18 protein-coding genes and 1 pseudogene are annotated in these 20,191 nt (G+C 61.5%); 11 read left to right on the top strand and 8 right to left on the bottom strand.

From position 1 onward, the window contains the following. Nucleotides 1-9: 9 nt before the first annotated feature. Nucleotides 10-918, bottom strand: coding sequence for a LysR family transcriptional regulator (locus tag BHD08_RS19000; RefSeq protein WP_125024228.1), 909 nt, complete (start codon nucleotides 916-918; stop codon nucleotides 10-12). A 121-nt stretch (nucleotides 919-1,039) separates the two neighbouring features. Between BHD08_RS19000 and BHD08_RS18995 the strand changes: the two genes are divergently transcribed. The 3 genes from BHD08_RS18995 (at nucleotide 1,040) to BHD08_RS18985 (ending at nucleotide 3,717) form a co-directional block, all read left to right on the top strand. Continuing rightward, entirely contained in the window at nucleotides 1,040-2,284 is a 1,245-nt protein-coding gene (locus tag BHD08_RS18995; protein ID WP_125024225.1) for a D-amino acid dehydrogenase, read from the top strand. A gap of 22 nt (nucleotides 2,285-2,306) precedes the next feature. After that, complete coding sequence (locus tag BHD08_RS18990; RefSeq protein WP_125024223.1) at nucleotides 2,307-2,660, top strand: RidA family protein; 354 nt, start codon at nucleotides 2,307-2,309, stop codon at nucleotides 2,658-2,660. Between the two features lie 76 nt (nucleotides 2,661-2,736). Further along, nucleotides 2,737-3,717, top strand: coding sequence for a TAXI family TRAP transporter solute-binding subunit (locus tag BHD08_RS18985; protein ID WP_125024220.1), 981 nt, complete (start codon nucleotides 2,737-2,739; stop codon nucleotides 3,715-3,717). 42 nt (nucleotides 3,718-3,759) lie between these two features. Here the strand turns inward: BHD08_RS18985 and BHD08_RS18980 are convergent, their stop codons facing one another. Beyond that, on the bottom strand, nucleotides 3,760-5,871 hold the full coding sequence (locus tag BHD08_RS18980; RefSeq protein WP_125024217.1) for a TonB-dependent siderophore receptor: 2,112 nt from the start codon (nucleotides 5,869-5,871) through the stop codon (nucleotides 3,760-3,762). A gap of 351 nt (nucleotides 5,872-6,222) precedes the next feature. On the opposite strand from BHD08_RS18980, the gene BHD08_RS18975 reads away from it, so the two are divergent. Continuing rightward, entirely contained in the window at nucleotides 6,223-7,812 is a 1,590-nt protein-coding gene (locus tag BHD08_RS18975; RefSeq protein ID WP_015276935.1) for an ABC-F family ATPase, read from the top strand. 116 nt (nucleotides 7,813-7,928) lie between these two features. On the opposite strand, the gene BHD08_RS18970 is transcribed toward BHD08_RS18975, so the two are convergent. Together BHD08_RS18970 and BHD08_RS18965 are read right to left on the bottom strand one after the other, a co-directional pair. Then, a complete protein-coding gene (locus BHD08_RS18970; RefSeq protein WP_125024216.1) occupies nucleotides 7,929-8,888 on the bottom strand; it encodes an alpha/beta fold hydrolase in 960 nt (319 codons plus the stop codon). 92 nt (nucleotides 8,889-8,980) lie between these two features. After that, the gene (locus BHD08_RS18965) at nucleotides 8,981-9,811 is read right to left on the bottom strand and encodes an undecaprenyl-diphosphate phosphatase (protein ID WP_125024213.1); all 831 of its coding nucleotides are present in this window, start codon (nucleotides 9,809-9,811) and stop codon (nucleotides 8,981-8,983) included. Between the two features lie 257 nt (nucleotides 9,812-10,068). Here BHD08_RS18965 and BHD08_RS23580 point away from each other — a divergent pair. The 7 genes and pseudogenes from BHD08_RS23580 to BHD08_RS18940 form a co-directional block, all read left to right on the top strand. Beyond that, nucleotides 10,069-10,845, top strand: a pseudogene (locus BHD08_RS23580) (cache domain-containing protein); the annotation flags it as partial. A gap of 114 nt (nucleotides 10,846-10,959) precedes the next feature. Then, a complete protein-coding gene (locus BHD08_RS23575) occupies nucleotides 10,960-11,703 on the top strand; it encodes a methyl-accepting chemotaxis protein (protein WP_375708263.1) in 744 nt (247 codons plus the stop codon). Between the two features lie 399 nt (nucleotides 11,704-12,102). Continuing rightward, nucleotides 12,103-12,372, top strand: coding sequence for a hypothetical protein (locus tag BHD08_RS18955; protein WP_015276931.1), 270 nt, complete (start codon nucleotides 12,103-12,105; stop codon nucleotides 12,370-12,372). 142 nt (nucleotides 12,373-12,514) lie between these two features. Continuing rightward, on the top strand, nucleotides 12,515-12,796 hold the full coding sequence (locus tag BHD08_RS18950; RefSeq protein ID WP_125024208.1) for a hypothetical protein: 282 nt from the start codon (nucleotides 12,515-12,517) through the stop codon (nucleotides 12,794-12,796). A 100-nt stretch (nucleotides 12,797-12,896) separates the two neighbouring features. After that, complete coding sequence (locus BHD08_RS18945) at nucleotides 12,897-13,589, top strand: DUF421 domain-containing protein (RefSeq protein WP_125024205.1); 693 nt, start codon at nucleotides 12,897-12,899, stop codon at nucleotides 13,587-13,589. Nucleotides 13,590-13,694: 105 nt separating this feature from the next. Further along, the gene (locus tag BHD08_RS23085; protein WP_165362478.1) at nucleotides 13,695-13,859 is read left to right on the top strand and encodes a hypothetical protein; all 165 of its coding nucleotides are present in this window, start codon (nucleotides 13,695-13,697) and stop codon (nucleotides 13,857-13,859) included. A gap of 58 nt (nucleotides 13,860-13,917) precedes the next feature. Next, a complete protein-coding gene (locus BHD08_RS18940; RefSeq protein WP_125024202.1) occupies nucleotides 13,918-15,021 on the top strand; it encodes a DNA topoisomerase IB in 1,104 nt (367 codons plus the stop codon). 26 nt (nucleotides 15,022-15,047) lie between these two features. On the opposite strand, the gene BHD08_RS18935 is transcribed toward BHD08_RS18940, so the two are convergent. The 4 genes from BHD08_RS18935 to BHD08_RS18920 all read right to left on the bottom strand — a co-directional run bounded on the left by BHD08_RS18935 (nucleotide 15,048) and on the right by BHD08_RS18920 (nucleotide 20,127). Beyond that, nucleotides 15,048-16,004, bottom strand: coding sequence for a sensor domain-containing diguanylate cyclase (locus BHD08_RS18935; protein WP_125024200.1), 957 nt, complete (start codon nucleotides 16,002-16,004; stop codon nucleotides 15,048-15,050). Between the two features lie 2 nt (nucleotides 16,005-16,006). Continuing rightward, on the bottom strand, nucleotides 16,007-16,990 hold the full coding sequence (locus tag BHD08_RS18930; protein ID WP_125024196.1) for a response regulator: 984 nt from the start codon (nucleotides 16,988-16,990) through the stop codon (nucleotides 16,007-16,009). 149 nt (nucleotides 16,991-17,139) lie between these two features. Continuing rightward, on the bottom strand, nucleotides 17,140-17,724 hold the full coding sequence (gene nfuA, locus BHD08_RS18925) for a Fe-S biogenesis protein NfuA (protein ID WP_015276924.1): 585 nt from the start codon (nucleotides 17,722-17,724) through the stop codon (nucleotides 17,140-17,142). 126 nt (nucleotides 17,725-17,850) lie between these two features. Then, nucleotides 17,851-20,127 carry a fatty acid cis/trans isomerase gene (locus tag BHD08_RS18920; RefSeq protein WP_125024193.1) on the bottom strand — a complete coding sequence of 759 codons (2,277 nt, stop codon included), beginning with the start codon at nucleotides 20,125-20,127 and terminating at the stop codon, nucleotides 17,851-17,853. Nucleotides 20,128-20,191: the final 64 nt, after the last annotated feature.

Raw genomic sequence — 20,191 nt, 5'->3', positions numbered from 1 at the left:
CGCGACCGCTCAGTTGTGCCCGTCCTGCAGCAGTCGCTCAGCCTGGGCGCCGAGCTGCTCAAGCAGCATCGCCTGCGCCGGCAGCGGCTGCTCGTGAACACGGGTCACTGCGTAGACCGGAACGCTGATGGCCGGCTCGAGCAGACGGGTCTGCACCTCGCCGCCAGTAGCCGCCAGCGCGGTGAACGGATCGACCAGCGCCACGCCCTGCCCCGCGGACACCAGCTGACGCGCCAGCTGATAGGTCTGCACCCAGGTAACGACGCGCGGCGGCGGATCGAGCTCCTCGATGTGGCCGCGCAACAGGCTGCCCAGGGCATCGCGCGCGTCGATACCGATCAGCGCTTTACCCGCTAACGCCTGCAGCCGCAGCGGACGATGCAGTTCATCCGGCTGCCACCAGCCAGGCGGCGCGATCACACGCATGCGGCCCTCGGTCAACAATTGGCTGCGCAGTCCCGGATGCTCCACGGCCTGTGACGTCAGCCCGAGATCGGCTTCACGCAGCAACAGCGCCTCGACGATTTCCGCCGTGTGCTGCGTGGCGAGCTGACAGACTGTACGTGGAAATCGCTCGCGCCAGGCGCGCAGCGCCTGTGGCAGCAGCGCCTGAGCCAACGCCGGGGTGCAGATCAGGCGCAATGCGCACTCCTCGCCCCGGCCGAGGCTGTCTGCAAGGCGCCGCAGACTCTGCAGGTCGATGGCCAGGCGTTCGGTCTGCTGCTGCAACACGCGTGCCTCGGCGGTGGGCTGCAGCTTGCCGCGCACTCGGTCGAACAGTGCAAAGCCCAGTTGCTGCTCGGCATGCTTGAGAATCTTGCTCGCCGCCGGCTGGGAGATATGCAGCAGCTCGGCCGCGGCCGTCAGGCTGCCGGTTTGCAGGATCGCCTGGAACAGTTCGATATGACGCAGCCGCATGCATGTCCCTCCTTCAGTCGATCGAGCATAACCGCAGGTTATGGGAGCGCTCCATCCTTTCATTGGCCGCCCCGCTGGCCGACGTCTTAGGCTGCGCTGATCGAGTCGGAGGAGCGGTTGCATGCGGGTAGCAGTCATCGGCGCAGGGGTCATCGGGCTTGCCACGGCCTATTCATTGGTGCGCCAGGGGCACAGCGTGGAGCTGATCGAACGGCGCGACGATGTCGCCCTGGAGACCAGTTTCGCCAATGGTGGGCAGCTCAGCTACCGCTATGTTTCACCCCTGGCCGATGCCGGCGTGCCGCTGCAGGCGATTGGCTGGATGCTGCGCGGAGCCGATGCCCCGCTGCGCTTCCGACCGCAGGCGAGTCTGCACCAGTGGCGCTGGTGTTTGCAGTTCCTGCTGGCTTGCCGGCGTTCGGTCAACCGGCGCAACGCGGCTCACCTGCTGCGGCTCGCCCTGCACAGCCAGCAGATCCTGTGCAGCTGGCGCGAGCAGGACCAGCTGGACGGCTTCGCCTGGCGCGCCAACGGCAAACTGGTGATCTATCGCGATCAACACAGCCTGCACAAGGGCGCGGCGGCCATCGACGACGATTCCGGGCAGCGGCTGCTGGACGCCGCGCAATGCGTCGACGTCGAGCCGGCGCTGGCACCATTGGCGGCATCGCTGCACGGCGGCATCTATTCGCCCGGCGACGAGGTTGCCGACTGCCATCTGTTCTGCACCGAACTGCTGCGGCGACTACGCGCATCACCTCGGTTTCGTCTGCATACCGGGCAATCGGTGAGCGCATTGCGCAGCGAAGGCAAGCACGTTCGCGCGGTCGTATTCGGGCGCGATGAGATCGCCATTGACCATCTGGTAGTCGCGGCCGGCACCGGCAGCGTCGGACTGCTTCGACCATTGGGAATCGACCTGCCGATTTACCCGCTCAAGGGCTACAGCCTGACCGTTGGGCTGGCCGACCAGGACCGCGTGCCGCAAACCAACGTCACCGACTACGACAACAAGGTTGTCTACGCCCGCCTCGATGACCAGCTGCGCGTCGCGGCGATGGTGGATATCGCCGGCTGGGATGCCGGGCTCGACCAGCAGCGCATCGCCACCCTGCAACGTCTGGCCGGTGCGACCTTCCCCGGCGCCGGCGACTACCAACGCGCGCGGCAATGGGCGGGGCTGCGCCCGGCGACGCCCCAAGGTACGCCACTGCTTGGCCGCAGCGGCTTCGACAATCTCTGGCTGAACGTCGGCCACGGCAGCCTCGGCTTCACCCTGGCCTGTGGCAGCGCCGACCTGCTCACCAGCGTCATCGGCGGATCACCACCCGCTGTTTCCCTGGACGGCTTGAGCCTGCCCGCCTGACCACTCCAAAGAGGAAACCGATATGCCCTTGCACCGCATCGAGAGCAATCCGCGCATGTCCGCCGCGGTCATTCATGCAGACCTTGTGTTCCTCGCCGGCCAGGTGCCGGACGACCGCAGCCTGGATACCGCCGGACAGACCCGCGAGGTGCTGGCGAAGATCGACCGGCTGTTGACCGCCGCCGGCTCCAGTCGCGAGTACCTGCTCAGCGCGCAGATCTGCCTGAAGGACATCGACGCCGACTTCGCCGCCATGAATGAGGTCTGGAGCGACTGGCTGCCAGCAGGCTGCGCACCGGCACGGGCGACGGTACAGGCACGTCTGGCCTCGCCCGAGGTGCTGGTCGAGATCATGGTGATCGCCGCACGCGCCTGACCACAGCGGTCTATCGTTCCTGCGCCGGCCACACCGCAGTTGCAACCACCCACAATACAAACAAGAGGGAACCGCAATGAACCATCAGATTCGTAACGGCCTGTTCGGCATCACCCTGGCCAGCGCACTCGCCAGCGTCTTGGCCAGCACCAGCGTGCTGGCGCAGGAGCGCTTCATCACCATCGGCACCGGTGGGCAGACCGGCGTGTACTACACCGCAGGCCAGTCGGTGTGCCGCTTCCTCAATCGTGCCGAGGTGAAGCCCGCCATCAAATGCAACGCACCCTCCACCGCGGGCAGCGTGACCAACATCGTGTCGTTGCACAAAGGCGAGTACGACTTCGGCTTTATCCAGTCCGACCATCAGCACAAGGCGCTGCAGGGCCTGGCGCCCTTCGACAAGGAAGGCGCCGTCGAACTGCGCACTGTGTTCTCACTGCAATCGGAGATTCTCACCGTGGTCGTTCGCAACGACAGCGGCATCACCGATCTGGCTGGACTCGCAGGCAAGCGGGTGAACATCGGCGTGCCCGGCTCGGGCAGTCGCGACACCTTCGAGGAAGTCATGCAGGCCAAGGGCTGGACGAACGCCAGCTTCGCCCTGGCCGCGGAACTCAAACCGGCGGAAATGGCTTCAGCCCTGGGTGACAACAACCTGGACGCCATCACCTATGTGGTCGGCCATCCGAGCGGTGCGATTCAGGAAGCGTTGACCAATGTGAAGGCCAGGATCATTCCGGTGCAGGGCGCCGAGATCGACAGTTTGCTCGCCAAGGCCGATTACTACAGCGCCGTGGAAATCCCCGCCGGACTCTACCCGGGCGTGAACGGCGCCATTCCGTCGATCGGCGGCAAGGCCGTGCTGGCAACCACCAGCAAGACCGATCCGGAGGTGGTCTATCAGCTGGTCAAGTCGGTGTTCGACAACCTCGACCGGTTCAAGCGCCTGCATCCGGCCTTTGCCGATCTCAAGGCCGAAGACATGATTCGCGTCGGCCTGACTGCGCCGCTGCACGAGGGCGCCGAGCGCTATTACAAGGAGAAGGGCTGGCTGTAGGACAACGAGATCAGCGGGCGTCACCGCCCGCTGAGTACAGGCTCAGAGTTCCACGGACAGGCTAACGCTCAGGTTGCGCGGCTCACCCGGCATGACCCAGACATTGCTGTAGGAACGCTCGTAGTAGGTCCGGTCGAAGGCGTTGTTCAGGTTCATGCCGAGGGTCAGCTTTTCCGTCGCCTTGTAGCGCGCCAGCAGATCCACGGTGGTGTACGACGGCAGCTCGAAGTCGCTATCGGCCTGCCCTGCCCGATCACCCACGTAGTTCACAGCGCCGCCGAGGGAGAGCCCGCTGAGATCGCCATCGAGGAATTCGTAGGTAGTCAGCAGGCTGCCGCTGTGGCGTGGCACGTTGAGCAGCCGGCTGCCGCTAGCCAAGTTGTTGTCGCGAGTCACTTCGGCATCCACGTAGGCATAGCCTCCGATCACGCGAATCGCGTCGGTCAGCTGCCCGGCCAGCTGCAGGTCAATCCCGCGGCTGCGCACCTCACCCGCTGCTATCTGAAAACCGTCGTGCGCCGGATCGCTGGTCAGTACGTTTTCCTTGGTCAGATGGAAGGCGGCGGCGGTGAGCCCGAGTCGTCCATGGAACAGGTCGAGCTTGACCCCAGCCTCATAACCCACGCCCTCTTCTGGATCGAACGTCGCGCCGCTGAAGTCCGCACCATTGTTCGGCTTGAACGACTGCGAGGCGTTGGCAAACACACCGACCTCCGGAACCAGCTGATAGAGCACGCCAACACGCGGCGTAACCTTTTCATGGGTCTGCTCGGTGCGCCGGCCGGCAACCTCATTGTCCAGGCGTTGTTCGTAGTGGTCATAACGGGCGCCGATGACGCCAAAGAGCTTGTCGGTAAAGCGAATCTGGTCCTGCAGGTTCAGTGCGCGGCTGTGCACCAGCTCATTACGGTCGACCGTACGGGCGGGATTGAAAGCCGGACGCGGCGCGCCGTAGACCGGGTTATAGAGATCGATGTTGCGCAGGTTGTTGGAGCGCAGCATGAATTCGCTCAGGGCGTAGCGCTCGTACTCGGTGCCGATCAACAGCTGATGCTCGATCGAGCCGGTATCGAAGCGCCCGCGCAGCTCCAGCTGGGTGATTGCGTCCTGCCAATCGTAGTCGCGATAGCGCAGGTTGCGTGTCAGGGTGCGGTCATCGTCGGCAACCGCAGCCGCTTCGGTGGCGTAACCGTCCATCCGGCCCTGCTTGTAGTGGCTGGCCAGACGCAGGGTCCAGACCTCGTTCAGGTCGTGTTCGAGTTCGGCCTGCAGCGTTTCGTTGTCGTTGCTGATCGGCCCATCCGACGGCTCGCCATAGAACGCTGAGCGGGACACCTTGCCCAGGTCGCCGCCCGGTGCGACTACACCGCGATCGAAGGTCTGGCGGTTGCGCACCACCTCAGCCTGCACCAGTAATCGCGTGTCCGGGCTTAATTCCCAGCTGAAGGACGGCGCGACGAACTGGCGCTCAGCCTCGCGATGATCGCGGAAGCTATTGCCATCTTCGACGGCGATATTCATGCGATAGAGCATGTTGCCGTCTTCATCGAGCGGGGTGTTCACGTCCAGCGCAGTGCGATAGCGATCCCAGCGACCGGCGCTGAGATCGAGACGGGCAAAGCTGTCCAGTTGCGGCCGCTTGCTGACGATATTGATGGTGCCGCCGGGGTCGCCACGTCCGTAGAGGCTGGCGGAAGGCCCCTTGAGCACTTCGACCCGCTCGATATTGGAAGCGTCCGGCGGGTTCATGAAGCCACGGTTGACGCTGAAACCGTCCTTGTAGAACTCTCCGGTGGTCAGCCCGCGCACGCTGTACTCGTACATCGTCAAGCCGCCAAAGTCATTCTTCCTGGCGACGCCGCCGGCGAAATCCAGCGCCTTCTCTACACGCGGGCTGTCCAGATCCTGCAATACGGATGCTGGAATCACGCTGATCGACTGGGGTATTTCCTCGATGGGTGCGTCGGTCTTGGTCGCACTGCGCGTGCGTTTGGCGCGATATCCCTGAACCGGTCCATCGGCGCGTTCCTGGTCCGCCGTGATGGTGACCGAATCGAGTACCGCCGCCTCCTTTGCTATAGCCAGCGGCGCACCAGCCAAGATCAACGCCGCTCCGCAACCCACCCATTTCAATACCGCACTTGCGTTATTCATGCTTTAACTCAGATGCCGATGTTATATCATAACAATGCTGTCGGTTTGGCACACGCCTGTCAATGAAACGATTCGCATCCGCGCGCACTCATAGGGCCTACCGGGCGTTTCCTGGTTGCCTCGTCAGGGCGTCCTTACGCCGGCAGGTGTAGCTATGCGACAATGCGCGGCTGAACTCGGTAGCCACCCCGCATTCATCCGGCAGCAGGCGCAAACGCCCACCGTTGTCATTCACCTCAAAAATCGCTGGATCGACCAGCTCCCTGTCGGAGCGAGCTGGACCGCTGAGTATTGGTATCGGATCGGTATCAGCCTGATTCACGCAGCCACACGTCATTGATAGGTAAGCCCTTGATCTCCACCGCCAACATCACCATGCAGTTCGGTGCCAAGCCGCTGTTCGAAAACGTTTCCGTCAAATTCGGCGGTGGCAACCGCTATGGCCTGATCGGCGCCAATGGCTGCGGCAAGTCGACCTTCATGAAGATTCTCGGCGGCGATCTGGAGCCGTCCGCCGGCCAGGTGATGCTCGAGCCGAACGTGCGCCTGGGCAAGCTGCGCCAGGATCAGTTCGCCTACGAAGAATTCAATGTCATCGACACGGTGATCATGGGTCATGAGGACCTGTGGAAGGTCAAGGCTGAGCGCGACCGCATCTACTCGCTGCCGGAAATGAGCGAAGAGGACGGCATGAAGGTCGGCGAGCTCGAAGGTGAATTCGCCGAAATGGACGGCTACACCGCCGAATCCCGTGCCGGTGAACTGCTGCTTGGCCTGGGTATTCCGCTGGAGCAGCATTTCGGCCCGATGAGCGAAGTCGCTCCCGGCTGGAAGCTGCGTGTGCTGCTGGCCCAGGCGCTGTTTTCCGATCCGGATGTGCTGCTGCTGGATGAACCGACCAACCACCTGGACATCAACACCATCCGCTGGCTGGAAACGATCCTCACGGCGCGTAACAGCACCATGATCATCATTTCCCACGACCGCCACTTCCTGAACTCGGTCTGCACCCACATGGCCGACCTCGACTACGGCGAGCTGCGCCTGTTCCCGGGCAACTACGACGAGTACATGACCGCCGCCACCCAGTCGCGCGAGCAGTTGCTGTCGGACAACGCCAAGAAAAAGGCACAGATCGCCGAACTGCAGACCTTCGTCAGCCGCTTCTCGGCGAACGCCTCCAAGGCCAAGCAGGCCACCAGCCGCGCCAAGCAGATCGACAAGATCCAGCTGGCCGAGGTCAAGCCGTCGAGCCGTATCAGCCCGTTCATCCGCTTCGAGCAGACCAAGAAGCTGCACCGCCAGGCGGTGACCGTGGAGCGCCTGTCCAAGGCGTTCGACGACAAGGAGCTGTTCAAGAACTTCAGCTTCACCGTCGAAGCCGGCGAGCGTGTGGCGATCATCGGCCCCAACGGTATCGGCAAGACCACCCTGCTGCGCACCCTGGTCGGCGAGCTGACCCCGGACAGTGGCAGCGTCAAGTGGACCGAAAGCGCAGACTACGGCTATTACGCTCAGGACCATGCCCACGACTTCGAGGACGATGTCAGCCTGTTCGACTGGATGGGTCAGTGGACTCAGGGCGGCGAGCAGCTGGTGCGCGGCACTCTAGGCCGCATGCTGTTCTCCAACGACGAGATCCTCAAGTCGGTGAAGGTCATCTCCGGTGGCGAGCAGGGTCGCATGCTGTTCGGCAAACTGATCCTGCAGAAGCCCAACGTGCTGGTCATGGACGAACCGACCAACCACCTCGACATGGAATCCATCGAGGCACTCAACCTGGCGCTGGAGAACTACCCGGGCACGCTGATCTTCGTCAGCCACGACCGCGAGTTCGTCAGCTCGCTGGCAACGCGAATCATCGAACTGTCCGCGAATGGCGTGACCGACTTCAGCGGTAGCTACGATGATTACCTGCGAAGCCAGGGCGTGATTGTCTGATCATCAGGCGACCCTGACCGTCGCAGCGCCCTCACCCGCTGCGACGTATCGGCAACGGCAGTCTTCGACGGGGACCCGCACCGTCGCAGACCGCAAAGGTGCGCCTTCACAACGCATCAGCCAGGATAACGCCGCGCTAGAAAGCCCAACAGCAGCTCGTTTACCCTCCCTGCCTGCTCGTTCTGAATCCAGTGACCGCACGGCGCCAGTACGTGCTGCTCCAGGTCCGATACCCACTCCGGCATCTTCTTCAGCGTGTAAGCCTCCAGTTCGGCCACCGGGTCATGATTGCCGATCAGGAACATCGTCGGCTGGACGATCTTCTGTCCCTGCAGCGGCTCGGTCAGCTGCCAGTTGCGCTCGAAGTTGCGGTACCAGTTCAGCGCACCGCGAAAGCCGTGCCCGGCGAAGGTCCGCCGGTATATGGACAGATCCTCTTCCGTACACCATTGCGGCAGCGGCCCCGCCTGCATGTCGTCTTCGAATAGCGTGCCGTCGGCAGGCTTGTCCTGCAGCAGCAGGTTTCGCCCCTGGTAGTACATGAGCAGGCGCAGCGTCCGATCGACGTCCGCATCCAACTCCCGCTCAGCGCTCCCAGGCTCCTGGAAATAGAGGATGTAGTTGAATCGGCCAGCGCTGGTTTCGCGCATGATCTCGATGGCGGGCCGTCGCGGCCGGCCGGCAAAAGGCACCGACATGGTGACCAGCACGGCGACTCGTTCGGGCTCGAGCAATGCCAGATACCAAGAGACCATCGCCCCCCAGTCGTGGCCGACCACCGCCACCTGCCCGTGACCGAAGTGATCCATGGCCGCTCGAATATCACCACACAGCGTCAGCACGTCATAGGCCGTCACCTCAGCCGGTGCGCTGCTATTCCCGTAGCCGCGCATCTCGGGAACGAACACGCGGTACCCAGCCGCCACCAGAGGATCGATCTGATTACGCCAGGAATGCCAGCACTCGGGAAACCCGTGCAGCAGCCATACCGGCCGGCCCTCTTCGCGGCCGAAGCAATACAGGCTGAGGGAAATGCCGTTGAGGTCGAGCTGGAAATGGTCGGCGGTCGCGGTCATAGGGCCTCCTGATGGAGAGCCCACTATGGCAAAGCCAGCCGCACTTGTACGCGTTATCAGCCGAACGAAGGCCAGGCCATCGAGCTGACGGATCAGGCCTGGACGCTGGTCCAGTCAATCAGCCCGAGCTGCCAGGTGGCCAGAATCAGCAGGCCGAAGCCGATCCGGTACCAGGCAAATGCCGCGTAGCTGTGGTTGCCGATGAACTTGAGCAACGCCCGCACCGCGAGCATCGCGAAGATGAACGAAGTCACGAAGCCGATGGCGAACACGGCGAAGTTGCCGGGCTGGAACAGATCGCGGTACTTGTAACCGGAATAGACCGCAGCGCCGACCATGGTGGGCATCGCCAGGAAGAAGGAGAACTCGGTGGCGGCCTTGCGCGACAGCCCGAACAGCAGCCCGCCGATGATGGTCGAGCCCGACCGCGAGGTGCCTGGCACCAGCGCCAGACACTGGGCGAAGCCCACCTTCAAGGCCAGCGTCCAGCTCATGTCATCGACAGTCTCGGCGCGAATCGCATGATCGCGGCGCTCGGCCCAGAGCATCACGATGCCACCGATGACCAGTGCGGTCGCCACGGTGATCGGATTGAATAGATACTCGTGAATCAGATCGGCAAAGGCGACGCCGAGCACCACGGCTGGAAGGAAGGCAATCAGCAAGTTGGCGGTGAACTTCTGCGCCTGACGTTCCTTAGGCAGGCCTACTACCACATCGATGATCTTGCCCCGGTACTCCCAGATCACCGCGAGAATCGCACCCAGCTGGATGATGATGTTAAAGGCCAGCGCCCGCTCGCCGCCGAAACCAATCAGATCCGCCACGATGATCTGGTGGCCCGTGCTGGATACCGGCAGAAACTCGGTTATACCCTCAACCACACCCAGAATCAGCGCCTGAATCGCAACCCAAAGATCCATCTATTCCCCTAAAGCGATGCAGTCCATCGCGACTCAATGCAACCAAGGTATATGTCGGACAGCCATCTGGCCGGCTGTTCTGACTCGCCCCGGAGAATTAAATTCCTCGGCAGGACGACGAGGGGGCTCATTTTTAGCCACGCGCGGCCGAAAAGCTACTCAGAGTGCCACGGCACGACCGGTGCGGTCGGGTGAAGCGCTTACCACCGACCAACCAGTAAAGAACGATAAGAAAAGTAACCTCAGGAGCCGTACTCATGAATCTGCTGCGCAATGTTCCCATAAGCAAGCGCCTCTGGCTGATCCCCGTGGTCGCCGTGGTCATGCTGTTCATCCTTGGCCTGCTGATGATCCAGCAGGTGCGCTCCGACTTGTATCGTGGCAAGCAGGAGTCCACAAGGCATGTGGTGGAAGCGGCCTCCGGCGTGTTCGAGCACTACCGCAAGCTCGAACTGAGTGGGGCCATGACGACTGCCGAAGCTCAAAAGGCAGCCATCGAACAGATCCGCCTGCTGCGCTACGACGGCCAGGACTACTATTGGATCAACGATCTCGGCCCGACCATGATCATGCACCCGATGCAGCCGAAGCTCGATGGACAGGATCTGTCGAAGATCAAGGACCCCGAAGGCAAGGAGCTCTTCAACGAGATGGTCCGGATCGCCCAGCGCGACGGCGCCGGACTGGTCGATTACATGTGGGCCAAGCCCGGCGAAGAAAACCCGGTCCCGAAGATCTCCTATGTGCAGCTGTTCAAGCCGTGGGGCTGGATCATCGGTTCGGGCATCTATGTGGATGATGTCGAGCAGGAATTCTGGAACTACCTGACCCGCTTCTCCCTGATCGGCCTGCTGATCTCGGCAATCATGGCCGTCCTGGTGGCGATTCTGATCCGCAGCATTGTCCGTCCGCTTCGTCACACAATGGCGGCCATGGCCAATATCGCCAGCGGTGAAGCCGACCTGACCCGCACCCTGGACGTTTCCGGCAACGACGAGCTGACCACCCTTGGTCGTGATTTCAATCGATTCACGCAGAAGCTGCGCACCGTAGTCGGCCAGCTGTTCGAGACTGCAGGCGCACTGGACCAATCCTCCCGTTCGCTCAGCCAGCTGTCCGGTCAGGCGCACGAGCAGAGTCAGCAGCAGATGCTGCAAATGGAGCAGGTGGCTACAGCGATCAATGAAGTTACCTACGCCGTACAGGAAGTGGCGAAGAATGCGGAACATGCCTCCAGCGAAGTAGGCAGCGCCGAGAATCAGGCGGGCCACGGCCAGCGCAACATCGAGACAAGCCTGCAGCAGATCGATGAGCTTTCGGCAACCATCGGCCAGGCAGTTGACGTCATCCAGTCGCTGGCTGACGAAACGACCAAGATCGGCTCGGTACTCGAGGTCATCGGCTCGATCGCGGAACAGACGAACCTGCTGGCGCTCAACGCCGCGATCGAAGCCGCCCGCGCTGGCGAGCAGGGCCGTGGTTTCGCCGTCGTCGCCGACGAAGTCCGCCTGCTTGCCCAGCGTACCCAGCAATCGACCGCCGAGATCCACGGCATGATCGAGCGCCTGCAGAAGAACTCGGGGGCTGCGGTCAATGTGATCATGGAAAGCAATCGCGCTTCGCAGCTGACTGTCGAGCAGGCGAGCCAGGCGGGCGAGAGCCTTGGTGAAATTGCTCAGGCCCTGCGCAACCTCTCCGGCTTGAACGCTTCGATTGCCAGTGCAACGCTGCAGCAATCCCACGTGGTTGAAGACATCAACCAGAACGTCACGCAGGCGGCAGGGCTGGCCCAGGAAAGCACGCTGGCTGCCGAGCAATCCAGTGAAGCCGGCAAGCAGCTTGGCGAGCTTGCCGGTCAGCTGAACCGGCTGCTGAGCCAGTTCCGCGTTTGATCGCCTCTGCGACTCGCCCGGCATGGGCGAGTCGCAAGGCGCCATTAACAGGCACTACTCTCCTACATCGGCACCATGGTGAAGCCGAGGCGCTCGGCAGACGGCGGTTTCAGCTCGCGACAGGTTGTCGCACCGAAAAATTTTCGTGACTCGCCGGCGGTCAGCTAACCCGTCCGACCTAAACCGATTTTTCCAATATTTCCAGCGACTTAAGTAGGCCTACGGAGCCACTGCCGGAGAACCGCCAGCCTTATACTTTTGGCTAATTGCAAAGGCCTTCAAATTTTTTCGAACTCGCATGTGACTTGCCAGTCCTCTGGGTACATCAACTGCAATGTAAGGCCAACGCCAACGAGCTTGGCTGCAGGTATTTTGGGTATCACACAGAGAGCATGCCCCATGCACACCCCGCTGCGTATCAATGAAGCCCTTCTGATCACCGATCGCGCATTTAAACCCTTCCAGTGCGTCGCCTGGACCCTTCCCGAAGGGAATGGCGAAGTCAGCATCACCGTCGTCGATCGCGACGAAGCCCGTCTGCTCGGCCGCTGCAAGATGTCCAGCAGCGTGTTCACCGACCCGGTGAAGCTTGGCGAAACCCTGGAACAAACCCGCGAACAACTGAGCCGCAACGGCGCTCATTTCTCACCGTGGCACATGCCCGAGTAAGCATGAGTTGCTCGAACCAAGGCCTGCAGCGGCGTGCTCCAGGCCTTTTTTCTTGCTCGACGTTCTCTATGCAGCCCGAAGCTGACTGATCCAATCGCCTGTTTGAAGGTCACAACATCAACAAGCGAAACAGGAGAAGCTCATGAAAGGCGCAGAAGCGTACGTCAACGATCAATGGCACAGCTGTGGTCTCGCCGACCTTCCACAGGGGCCTGGTGCCCATGCAGTCAAGCTGCATTTCATCGTGCCGCGAGACACCCAGATGCCCGGCCTGATCAACCACATCAACGAAGTCGCACTGCGACATCTGAGTGAGTTCTATGAAGGACGCACCGTCACGCACAAACCCGTGGTCGGCTCGGTGGTAGGCGACGGCAGCGGTGACGGAATTGACTTGGAGTTCGACGTAGCGCCAGCAAGCTGAACCGGCTGGCAACCTGCCTTGTGTAGCGAAGCGCTCTAGAATGAGCCGGGAGAGGCGCTTTGCTGCGTCTGCGCCCGCTCTATCGGAAGGATGAACCGCAATGACCCCCTTTGACCTGCAGCGCATGCTTCTGCACGAATTTCCGCTGATGTTCGTTGCGGAGGTCTCGCTAAGGGCGCTATTGGCGTTCATCGCGGTTTTCGTCTTCCTCAAGGTCAGCGGACGGCGCGGGATTCGCCAGCTATCCGTGTTCGAACTAGTGATCATCCTGACCCTCGGCTCGGCTGCGGGCGACGTCTCCTTCTACGACGATGTTCCGCTGCTGCCGGTGGCGGCAGTATTCGCCACGTTACTGGCGCTGTATCGCCTGACCGTGTTCTTCATGAACCGCAGCCCGCGCTTCGGCGTCTGGCTGGAAGGCAAGCCGGTCACCATCATTCGCGACGGCATCTATGAATTGCGCAGCCTGGATGGCCTGAACATTTCTGCCGACGAGTTCTTCATGGAGCTGCGCCAACAGGGCGTCGAACATCTCGGGCAGGTCAGGCTCGGCATTCTGGAGAACGATGGCAACGTCAGCCTGTTCTTCCATGAGCCGGAAGCGGTGCGCCCCGGACTATCTGTGCTGCCACCTGAGTACCGTCCGGTTTTCCATCAGGTCCCCGCGGCCGGAATGTATGCCTGTAGCCGCTGTGGCTTTCCGCAGGCACTCGAAAGCCAGCAAGCACAGTCATGCCCACGCTGCTCCAATCCCACCTGGTCGAAGGCGCTTTCTACGCTCAGGTCGCGCTGATACACGGTACGAACCGCCACGACTGTCGCCGGTCAGTTGTTACAAGGCCGCCGAAACAAGCATTTCGAGCGCCCTTTCCTTCCGATCCAGCAGCAGGAGCAAACCATGCTTGGCGACTACTCATCGATCAATGACCACCTCGAAACAGCGCGCAAGCACGCCGACCAGGCGGAAACCGAAGCCAAACCGGAGCTTTATCGTGAAGCCGTGGATGAGCTGGTTGCAGCCATCCGCTTGCTGATGCGCAACAGCGACGAAAAGGATAACTAGCCCATCCAGGCGCCTTGCCGGCGCGCTGCCGGCAAGGCCATAGCGGAAAATCGCCGACATGCGCAATGACACCGTGCTGGACGAGCCTCCGCGACTGGCCGAAGGTACCCGCCCTGTTCCCGCCGACGAAAGCAGCGACACCGGCACCCTGCTCTGCCCTGACCTGCCGGATGACCTGCATTACGTCGATGATTCACAGCCGGGCATCAGGCGCAAATTGCAGCGCGGCAAGTTCGTTTACTTCGGGCCGAACGGCGAGCGCATCCGCGACGACGCCGCGATACAACGGATCAACAAGCTGGTGATACCACCGGCCTATCGTGACGTATGGATCTGTCCTGATCCCCAAGGACATTTGCAGGCCACCGGACGTGACGCACGCGGCCGAAAACAGTATCGCTACCACAGCCGCTGGCGGGAAATCCGTGACGGCAACAAGTACGATCGCATGCTCCAGTTCGGCGAGGCGCTACCGAAACTGCGCCAGAAGCTGGAAAAGCACCTGGCCGCCCCGGAGCTTTCGTGTGAGAAGGTCATGGCGCTGGTGGTAACGCTGCTCGAATCCACCCTGATCCGAATCGGCAACTCCCGCTACGCCCGGGACAACCGCTCCTATGGGCTGACGACCTTGCGTACACGGCACGTCGATATCAGCGGCACCTCGATCCGTTTTCATTTTCGCGGCAAGAGCGGCGTTGAGCATGAAGTGACTCTGCGCGACCGCCGCTTGGCCAGGCTGATGCGCCGCTGCATGGAGCTGCCAGGTCAGCAGCTGTTTCAATATCTGGACGAAGATGGCCAACGGCGTGCCGTCAGTTCCAACGATGTGAATCTCTATCTGCGAGAAATGACCGGCAGCGACTTTACCGCCAAGGACTACCGCACCTGGGCCGGCAGCGCGCTGGCGTTGGAAAGGCTGCGCAAATTGGATAGCGCGCCTGAGAGTGTTGCGAAGCAAAACCTCGTGGAGACGGTCAAGCAGGTCGCCAGCCAGCTGGGAAACACCCCTGCGGTCTGCCGCCAGTGCTATATCCATCCGGCAATCCTGGACGCCTTCAGCGCAGGCGATCTGGCCAAGCCAAGAGCTGCGCGCAAGCGCAAATGGCTCAGTGCCGAAGAAGTCGCATTGCTCAACTTTCTGCAGCAACAACGAACCGCTTAGCGCGCCGAGCGATTCCGCGCAGGACGTTAATGCTCATGCAGCGTAACGCGATTGCGCCCGCAGGCTTTCGAGACATACAGCGCCGAATCGGCCCATTCGATCAACTGGGCATGGCTGGTGGTTGGCATGCTGAGATCGGCCACCCCCAGACTGATGGTAAAGCGAATGCGGTACTGCTCATGGCGAATTTCGCGCGCCTCGACCGCCTGCCGGAGCCGTTCGGCGAAGATCAGCGCGCCTTGCTTGTCAGTATCTGGCAACAGCACCACGAACTCTTCACCGCCGTAACGCCCGGCGACATCCGAGTCGCGCAGATTCTCCCGGATCAGATCCGCGACCTGCTGAATGACGCTATCGCCCACCTGATGACCATAGCTGTCATTGATTGCCTTGAAATGGTCGATATCGAACATGACCAAAGCCGCCTGGCTGTCATAGCGGCGATGCCGAGCGTAATCCAGGCGCAGCATTTCTTCCCAGTGCCCGCGGTTGTAGAGGCCCGTCAGGCGATCGGTGCTGGACAGGCGCTGCAACTCGGCATTGGCCGCCTGCAACTGCCGCCGGTTCACCGCTACGTCGGTGACGTCGTAGATGATCAGGCATACCTGATCGATGCTGCCGTTGATGCCCTTGAGCGGCAGCAGCGTGGTGTTCTGATACATGAAGTCTTCCAGCCCGGTGATCGGCTGGTAGTTCTTGAAGCGCAGCAGGTACGGCCGCTGCTCCCAGATGGTGAATGACGGCGTGCCCAGGGTCATCACGCTCTCGACCTTGCGGCGGAACCAATCCTCATCCACCTCGGGGAAAAGCGTAAAGAAACTCTGGTTGCGCGCAGTCTCCGGCTGCAGCCCGGAGCGGTTTTCCATGAAGGTGTTCCAGACTTCGACGCGGTAGTCGCGGTCCAGCACCACCACCCCCACATCGATGCTCTGGACGATCGCCAGCAACCAGTGAAGCTCGTTCAACTCGTGGGTATCGCTCATGCTCAATCCATTAGGTGGGCGAGCTTGCGGGTCAGCAGCTCGACCGAATCTTCCGTGAACAACAGCAGCAGGTCGAAATGGATATCGTGACCTTCCAGGCTGTAGCTGATCTCCACCGCCAGCGTCTTCTTCCACCGACCGCTGTTGATCCTTATCAGTTCTTCGATCGAGGCGTGCTGACCGAGTACCTGTGGGTGCCCCTGGGAAAAAACCACCTCGATCTGCTCAGCGATGCCGCTCAGGCAGGCGCTGATCAGCAGGCTCGAGAGATCCAGCAGCATTTCCATCTCAAGGTAATCCTGACGGCGCATAAGACGCGCCATGTCGGCTACTTCCGAATCATGGAACAGCAGCAGTGCTTCGCCGGCGATCCCGCCGCCGATGTAACCCTGGCAGACGGCAGTAAGCTTTTCGCCGCGCGCTGCATCGGCCAACGCCATGTGCAGCTCGCCGACCTCGAGGATGTTGACGTTGGGAATCGGCAGCTGGATGAACACGCCGAGCACTCTGGCCAGCAGAGCCGCGGCGCGGCCCATGGCGATATTGACGACTTCGCGGAAGGTGTCGCGAAAGCTGATACGTTCGCCGTCGACCCGGGTGATCAATGCGGATACATCGTCCAGCAACCCGAGGCTGGCCAGCGTCTGCCGCAGGTGGACCGGATCGGCCGGCTTCTTGATGAAGGCGCGTGCGCCAAGCGCCAGCACGCGGCGTACGGCCTCTTCCTGGATATCGGCGGATATCACGATGGTCTTGCAATCGAGCTGCTCTTCGCGCAGCTGAGCGAGGACCTGATATCCGTCCATTTCCGGCATGGTCAGATCGAGCAACAGGACATCGATATCGCCCTGACGGATCCGGTCCAACGCTTCGACGCCAGTAGCAGCCTGGCTGACCGTAACCGGCCAGCCAGCAGGCAGCGCATGCAGTAGCTGCTTGCGCGCCAGGCTGGAATCATCACAGATCAGCAGGGAAATGGCAGACATCTGGTGCGAGCTCTCGTTGCCCGATCAACCGAAGGGCGAGAGCTTATCGCAGGACAGAGCTGCTGTGTGCACCATGCAGGCAAAATAGTGGCATTTCGTCCGAAATGCCACCGGAGGGCCCGGCGAGCCGGGTTCGACGGCTCGCTGGATCAGTAGTAAGCGTTTTCGCGATTGGTATGGTCGGTCACGTCGCGCACACCCTTGAGCTCCGGAATACGGGCCAGCAGGGTCTTCTCGATGCCTTCCTTGAGGGTAACGTCGGCTTGGCCACAGCCCTGGCAACCACCGCCGAACTGCAGCACCGCGATGCCTTCGTCAACCACATCGATCAGAGTGACCTGCCCGCCATGGCTGGCCAGGCCGGGATTGATTTCGGTCTGCAGGTAATAGTTGATGCGCTCGTTCAACGGACTGTCTTCACTGACCATCGGCACTTTGGCGTTCGGCGCCTTGATCGTCAGCTGGCCACCCATGCGGTCGGTCGCATAGTCGACCAGTGCATCTTCCAGAAACGGCTCGCTGGTGCCATCGATCCAGGCGGTGAAGCTCTTCAGAGCCAACGCAGTGTCGTCCGGCTTCTCTTCGCCCGGCTTGCAGTAGGCAATGCAGGTTTCGGCATAAGGAGTGCCCGGCTGGGTGATAAAGATGCGAATGCCGATGCCCGTGGTGTTCTGCTTCTCGAGCAGGTCAGCCAGATAATCGTGTGCAGCTTCGGTAATAGTGATCGCGCTCATGAGAACTCCTCGCAGACATGCGCCGCAGTGTACGCCAAACCACTGCCGCGGTTAAGTCCTAGTATTTTAGTCGGACTATCGATTTTCAAGTTCCCTGCGCCATCCGAACGGTCCGCAATCCGGAAATCACAGATTCTCGTAGCGGTTCATATCGAGCACGCCTGCTTCAACTGGCTCGGTTTCTTCAAGGTAGCGAGTCAGATCGGTGAAGTAGTCCCAGAAACGCGGATGGCTGCGGCGTACGCCCCAGCGCTCGACCAGGCGCTCGAAGTCACGGTTATCCCGGACCTGCTCAAGCGCGGAGACAAAGGCCGGCACATCCGCCGCAGGCATGTTGAACAGGAAGTTCGGGTAACTGCTGAGGATGCCGGGATATACCGTCAGGGTGTCCAGTCTCGGCTGCCAACGCAGCGACTCGCCATACATGAAGGCCACATTACTGTGGGCACGATTGCGCAACAGGCTGTAGAGCTCACGCCGGCCGTCACCAGCCTCGACGCGCAGCAGCGTGGCTTCTGGCAAATACTGGATGGCGGGCAACCCGGCAGCCAGCCGGTTGGTAAGGCGGCTGAGCGCCTGCTCGGCTCGCTGCAGCAGCGCTGGCTGACCCGCGCGGAAGCAATGGCTGCCCTGGCAACGGTTAATCGGATCCGGCGTTGCATTGATGCCGGCATAGCGCGCGAGCAGCTGACGGGCAAACGCTCGCTTGGCGTCGGCCTTGCCCAGATCGAGCAGCGACGGCGTTGTAGCGTCGATCGAGGTATAGGCCAGTAGCAGCTTCAACTGCCCGCCTTTCTCGTACCAGCCATTCAGAATCCCCTGGCGGGACGAAGCCGGCAGCAGGCGAAGGAAATTCAGCTCCGCGCCATTGCGGATCAGATCGAAGTACAACCGTGTCTGCCCTTGATGGGAAACGTTGCCGAACACGTCGAAGTTGACCACAAGCTGGTAATAGGTGCGCTCGAGCAGCGGATAGTCCATCCACCAGAGTGTTTGCGGGATTTCTCCGATCAGCCCTTTGCGCACCGAGGCGCTGTCATGCTGGCGGAAGATGCTCAACAAGGCGTTGTCATTGCCGGACCAGATATGCGCCCAGTCTGCTGGCTTGTTGGCATAAGCCTGCGTGCGTAGGTGCTCGTACTGGTTTCGCTTGACGCGGTAGGTCTTCCAGAATGCCAGCAGGTTGCCCATCTCATCGAACTGCCCCGGCATTGCCAGCAGCGGTGTGGTCTGCTCACGGTAGCGGCGGTCCGTCAGATACAGATCGTGCTGCGGATCCTGGAAGAAAACCCAGAAGTTGTCGCGAATCACGTCGGTTGCGATCTGCCCGCGACATACGGGCCCCCTGATGAACGTACGCACGAAGTACTCGGCGTTATCCAGCATGAACTGATAGCGCGCCTGGGCCGGAATCGCCTGGAAGGTCTTGAATGGATTGGCCCGATGAGCGGCGCCGTAGCCAGGAATGCTATCGACGGGCCAATCATCCTCGAAAAACAGCGCCGTGACTCGCGCCAGCTTCTGAGCACTCAACGGATAGGTAATGTGCGTCTTGTTCACGATCACATCTGGAATTGGTCGCAGCCGATAACTGAAGCGGGTGCCCGGATCATCGTTGGGCCGACGTGTCGCGATAGGGTCGACGGGCTCGCCGCTAGGGGTGCGCGAACGCACCAGCTGGTAGAAGTGACCGCCCTCCCCCCCTTCGAAATACAGATGCGCAATAAAAAGGTGCTCATACAGCCAGCGGCCAACCAGATTGCCCCGAGCGCCGGGAGTGTTGAATAAGCGCTCCCACTGCTCAATCTGCGACGCTTCCGCAGGTTTCGGCTTCAGCTGCCGATGCTCGACCGGCGCGCCCTGCTCGAGCCAGCGCTGAACGACTGTGTACTCTTCGTCGCTAAGACCGGTTACGGCAAACGGCATGCCGCCATGGGCGTTCTTGCGCGCATAGCCGTCGAATTCACCGGGTAATGGGCAACTGTTCTCCCGGCCGATGCCAATATCCAGCCCCGGCGGCAGCTTGGCATTCGGTACCAACGGTTGGCTGCGCCCCAGTTCCAGCATGCGCGCCATCAGCGCTGCCTGATTTCCCTCGGCATCCAGCACCGAGTGAAAGCCCTTGCGTCGCCACGCCGCTTCCCCTTCGGCGTCGAGAAATAGCCGGGTCGGCTGTTGCGCCTTGACCCGAACACCGTTGTAGACCGGGAGCTTGTGGCCACCTCTTGACGCCCCCTCGCCGCTGCCCAGATTGAGCTGGCAAGGCGAGTCATAACAGGCATGGCAGGCGACACACTTGGCGGTAAAGATCGGCTGGATATCGCGCTGATAGGAAACAGCTTCGGCCTGCACAGCGCTGCCAATCAGGAGCAGCAGGCAGCCGAGCCACAAACGGAGGGACATGAAACGAATACCTTGGAGTGAACCTGCATTCTATTCGCCTCAGGCGACAGCCGCTTGTCCGCTC

This window comes from Pseudomonas sp. SCT (genome assembly GCF_003864275.1).
Taxonomy (GTDB): Bacteria; Pseudomonadota; Gammaproteobacteria; order Pseudomonadales; family Pseudomonadaceae; genus Stutzerimonas; species Stutzerimonas stutzeri_AE.
The sequence above is the reverse complement of the archived record's forward strand: the minus strand, read 5'-3'. Positions and strand labels throughout refer to the sequence as shown.

Bases quoted from the DNA above. Each gene is read 5' to 3' on its own strand.
- BHD08_RS19000 (WP_125024228.1), bottom strand. From the start codon at position 918: ATGCGGCTGCGTCATATCGAACTGTTCCAGGCGATCCTGCAAACCGGC.
- BHD08_RS18995 (WP_125024225.1), top strand. From the start codon at position 1,040: ATGCGGGTAGCAGTCATCGGCGCAGGGGTCATCGGGCTTGCCACGGCC.
- BHD08_RS18990 (WP_125024223.1), top strand. From the start codon at position 2,307: ATGCCCTTGCACCGCATCGAGAGCAATCCGCGCATGTCCGCCGCGGTC.
- BHD08_RS18985 (WP_125024220.1), top strand. From the start codon at position 2,737: ATGAACCATCAGATTCGTAACGGCCTGTTCGGCATCACCCTGGCCAGC.
- BHD08_RS18980 (WP_125024217.1), bottom strand. From the start codon at position 5,871: ATGAATAACGCAAGTGCGGTATTGAAATGGGTGGGTTGCGGAGCGGCG.
- BHD08_RS18970 (WP_125024216.1), bottom strand. From the start codon at position 8,888: ATGACCGCGACCGCCGACCATTTCCAGCTCGACCTCAACGGCATTTCC.
- BHD08_RS18965 (WP_125024213.1), bottom strand. From the start codon at position 9,811: ATGGATCTTTGGGTTGCGATTCAGGCGCTGATTCTGGGTGTGGTTGAG.
- BHD08_RS23575 (WP_375708263.1), top strand. From the start codon at position 10,960: ATGCTGCAAATGGAGCAGGTGGCTACAGCGATCAATGAAGTTACCTAC.
- BHD08_RS18955 (WP_015276931.1), top strand. From the start codon at position 12,103: ATGCACACCCCGCTGCGTATCAATGAAGCCCTTCTGATCACCGATCGC.
- BHD08_RS18950 (WP_125024208.1), top strand. From the start codon at position 12,515: ATGAAAGGCGCAGAAGCGTACGTCAACGATCAATGGCACAGCTGTGGT.
- BHD08_RS18945 (WP_125024205.1), top strand. From the start codon at position 12,897: ATGACCCCCTTTGACCTGCAGCGCATGCTTCTGCACGAATTTCCGCTG.
- BHD08_RS23085 (WP_165362478.1), top strand. From the start codon at position 13,695: ATGCTTGGCGACTACTCATCGATCAATGACCACCTCGAAACAGCGCGC.
- BHD08_RS18940 (WP_125024202.1), top strand. From the start codon at position 13,918: ATGCGCAATGACACCGTGCTGGACGAGCCTCCGCGACTGGCCGAAGGT.
- BHD08_RS18935 (WP_125024200.1), bottom strand. From the start codon at position 16,004: ATGAGCGATACCCACGAGTTGAACGAGCTTCACTGGTTGCTGGCGATC.
- BHD08_RS18930 (WP_125024196.1), bottom strand. From the start codon at position 16,990: ATGTCTGCCATTTCCCTGCTGATCTGTGATGATTCCAGCCTGGCGCGC.
- nfuA (WP_015276924.1), bottom strand. From the start codon at position 17,724: ATGAGCGCGATCACTATTACCGAAGCTGCACACGATTATCTGGCTGAC.
- BHD08_RS18920 (WP_125024193.1), bottom strand. From the start codon at position 20,127: ATGTCCCTCCGTTTGTGGCTCGGCTGCCTGCTGCTCCTGATTGGCAGC.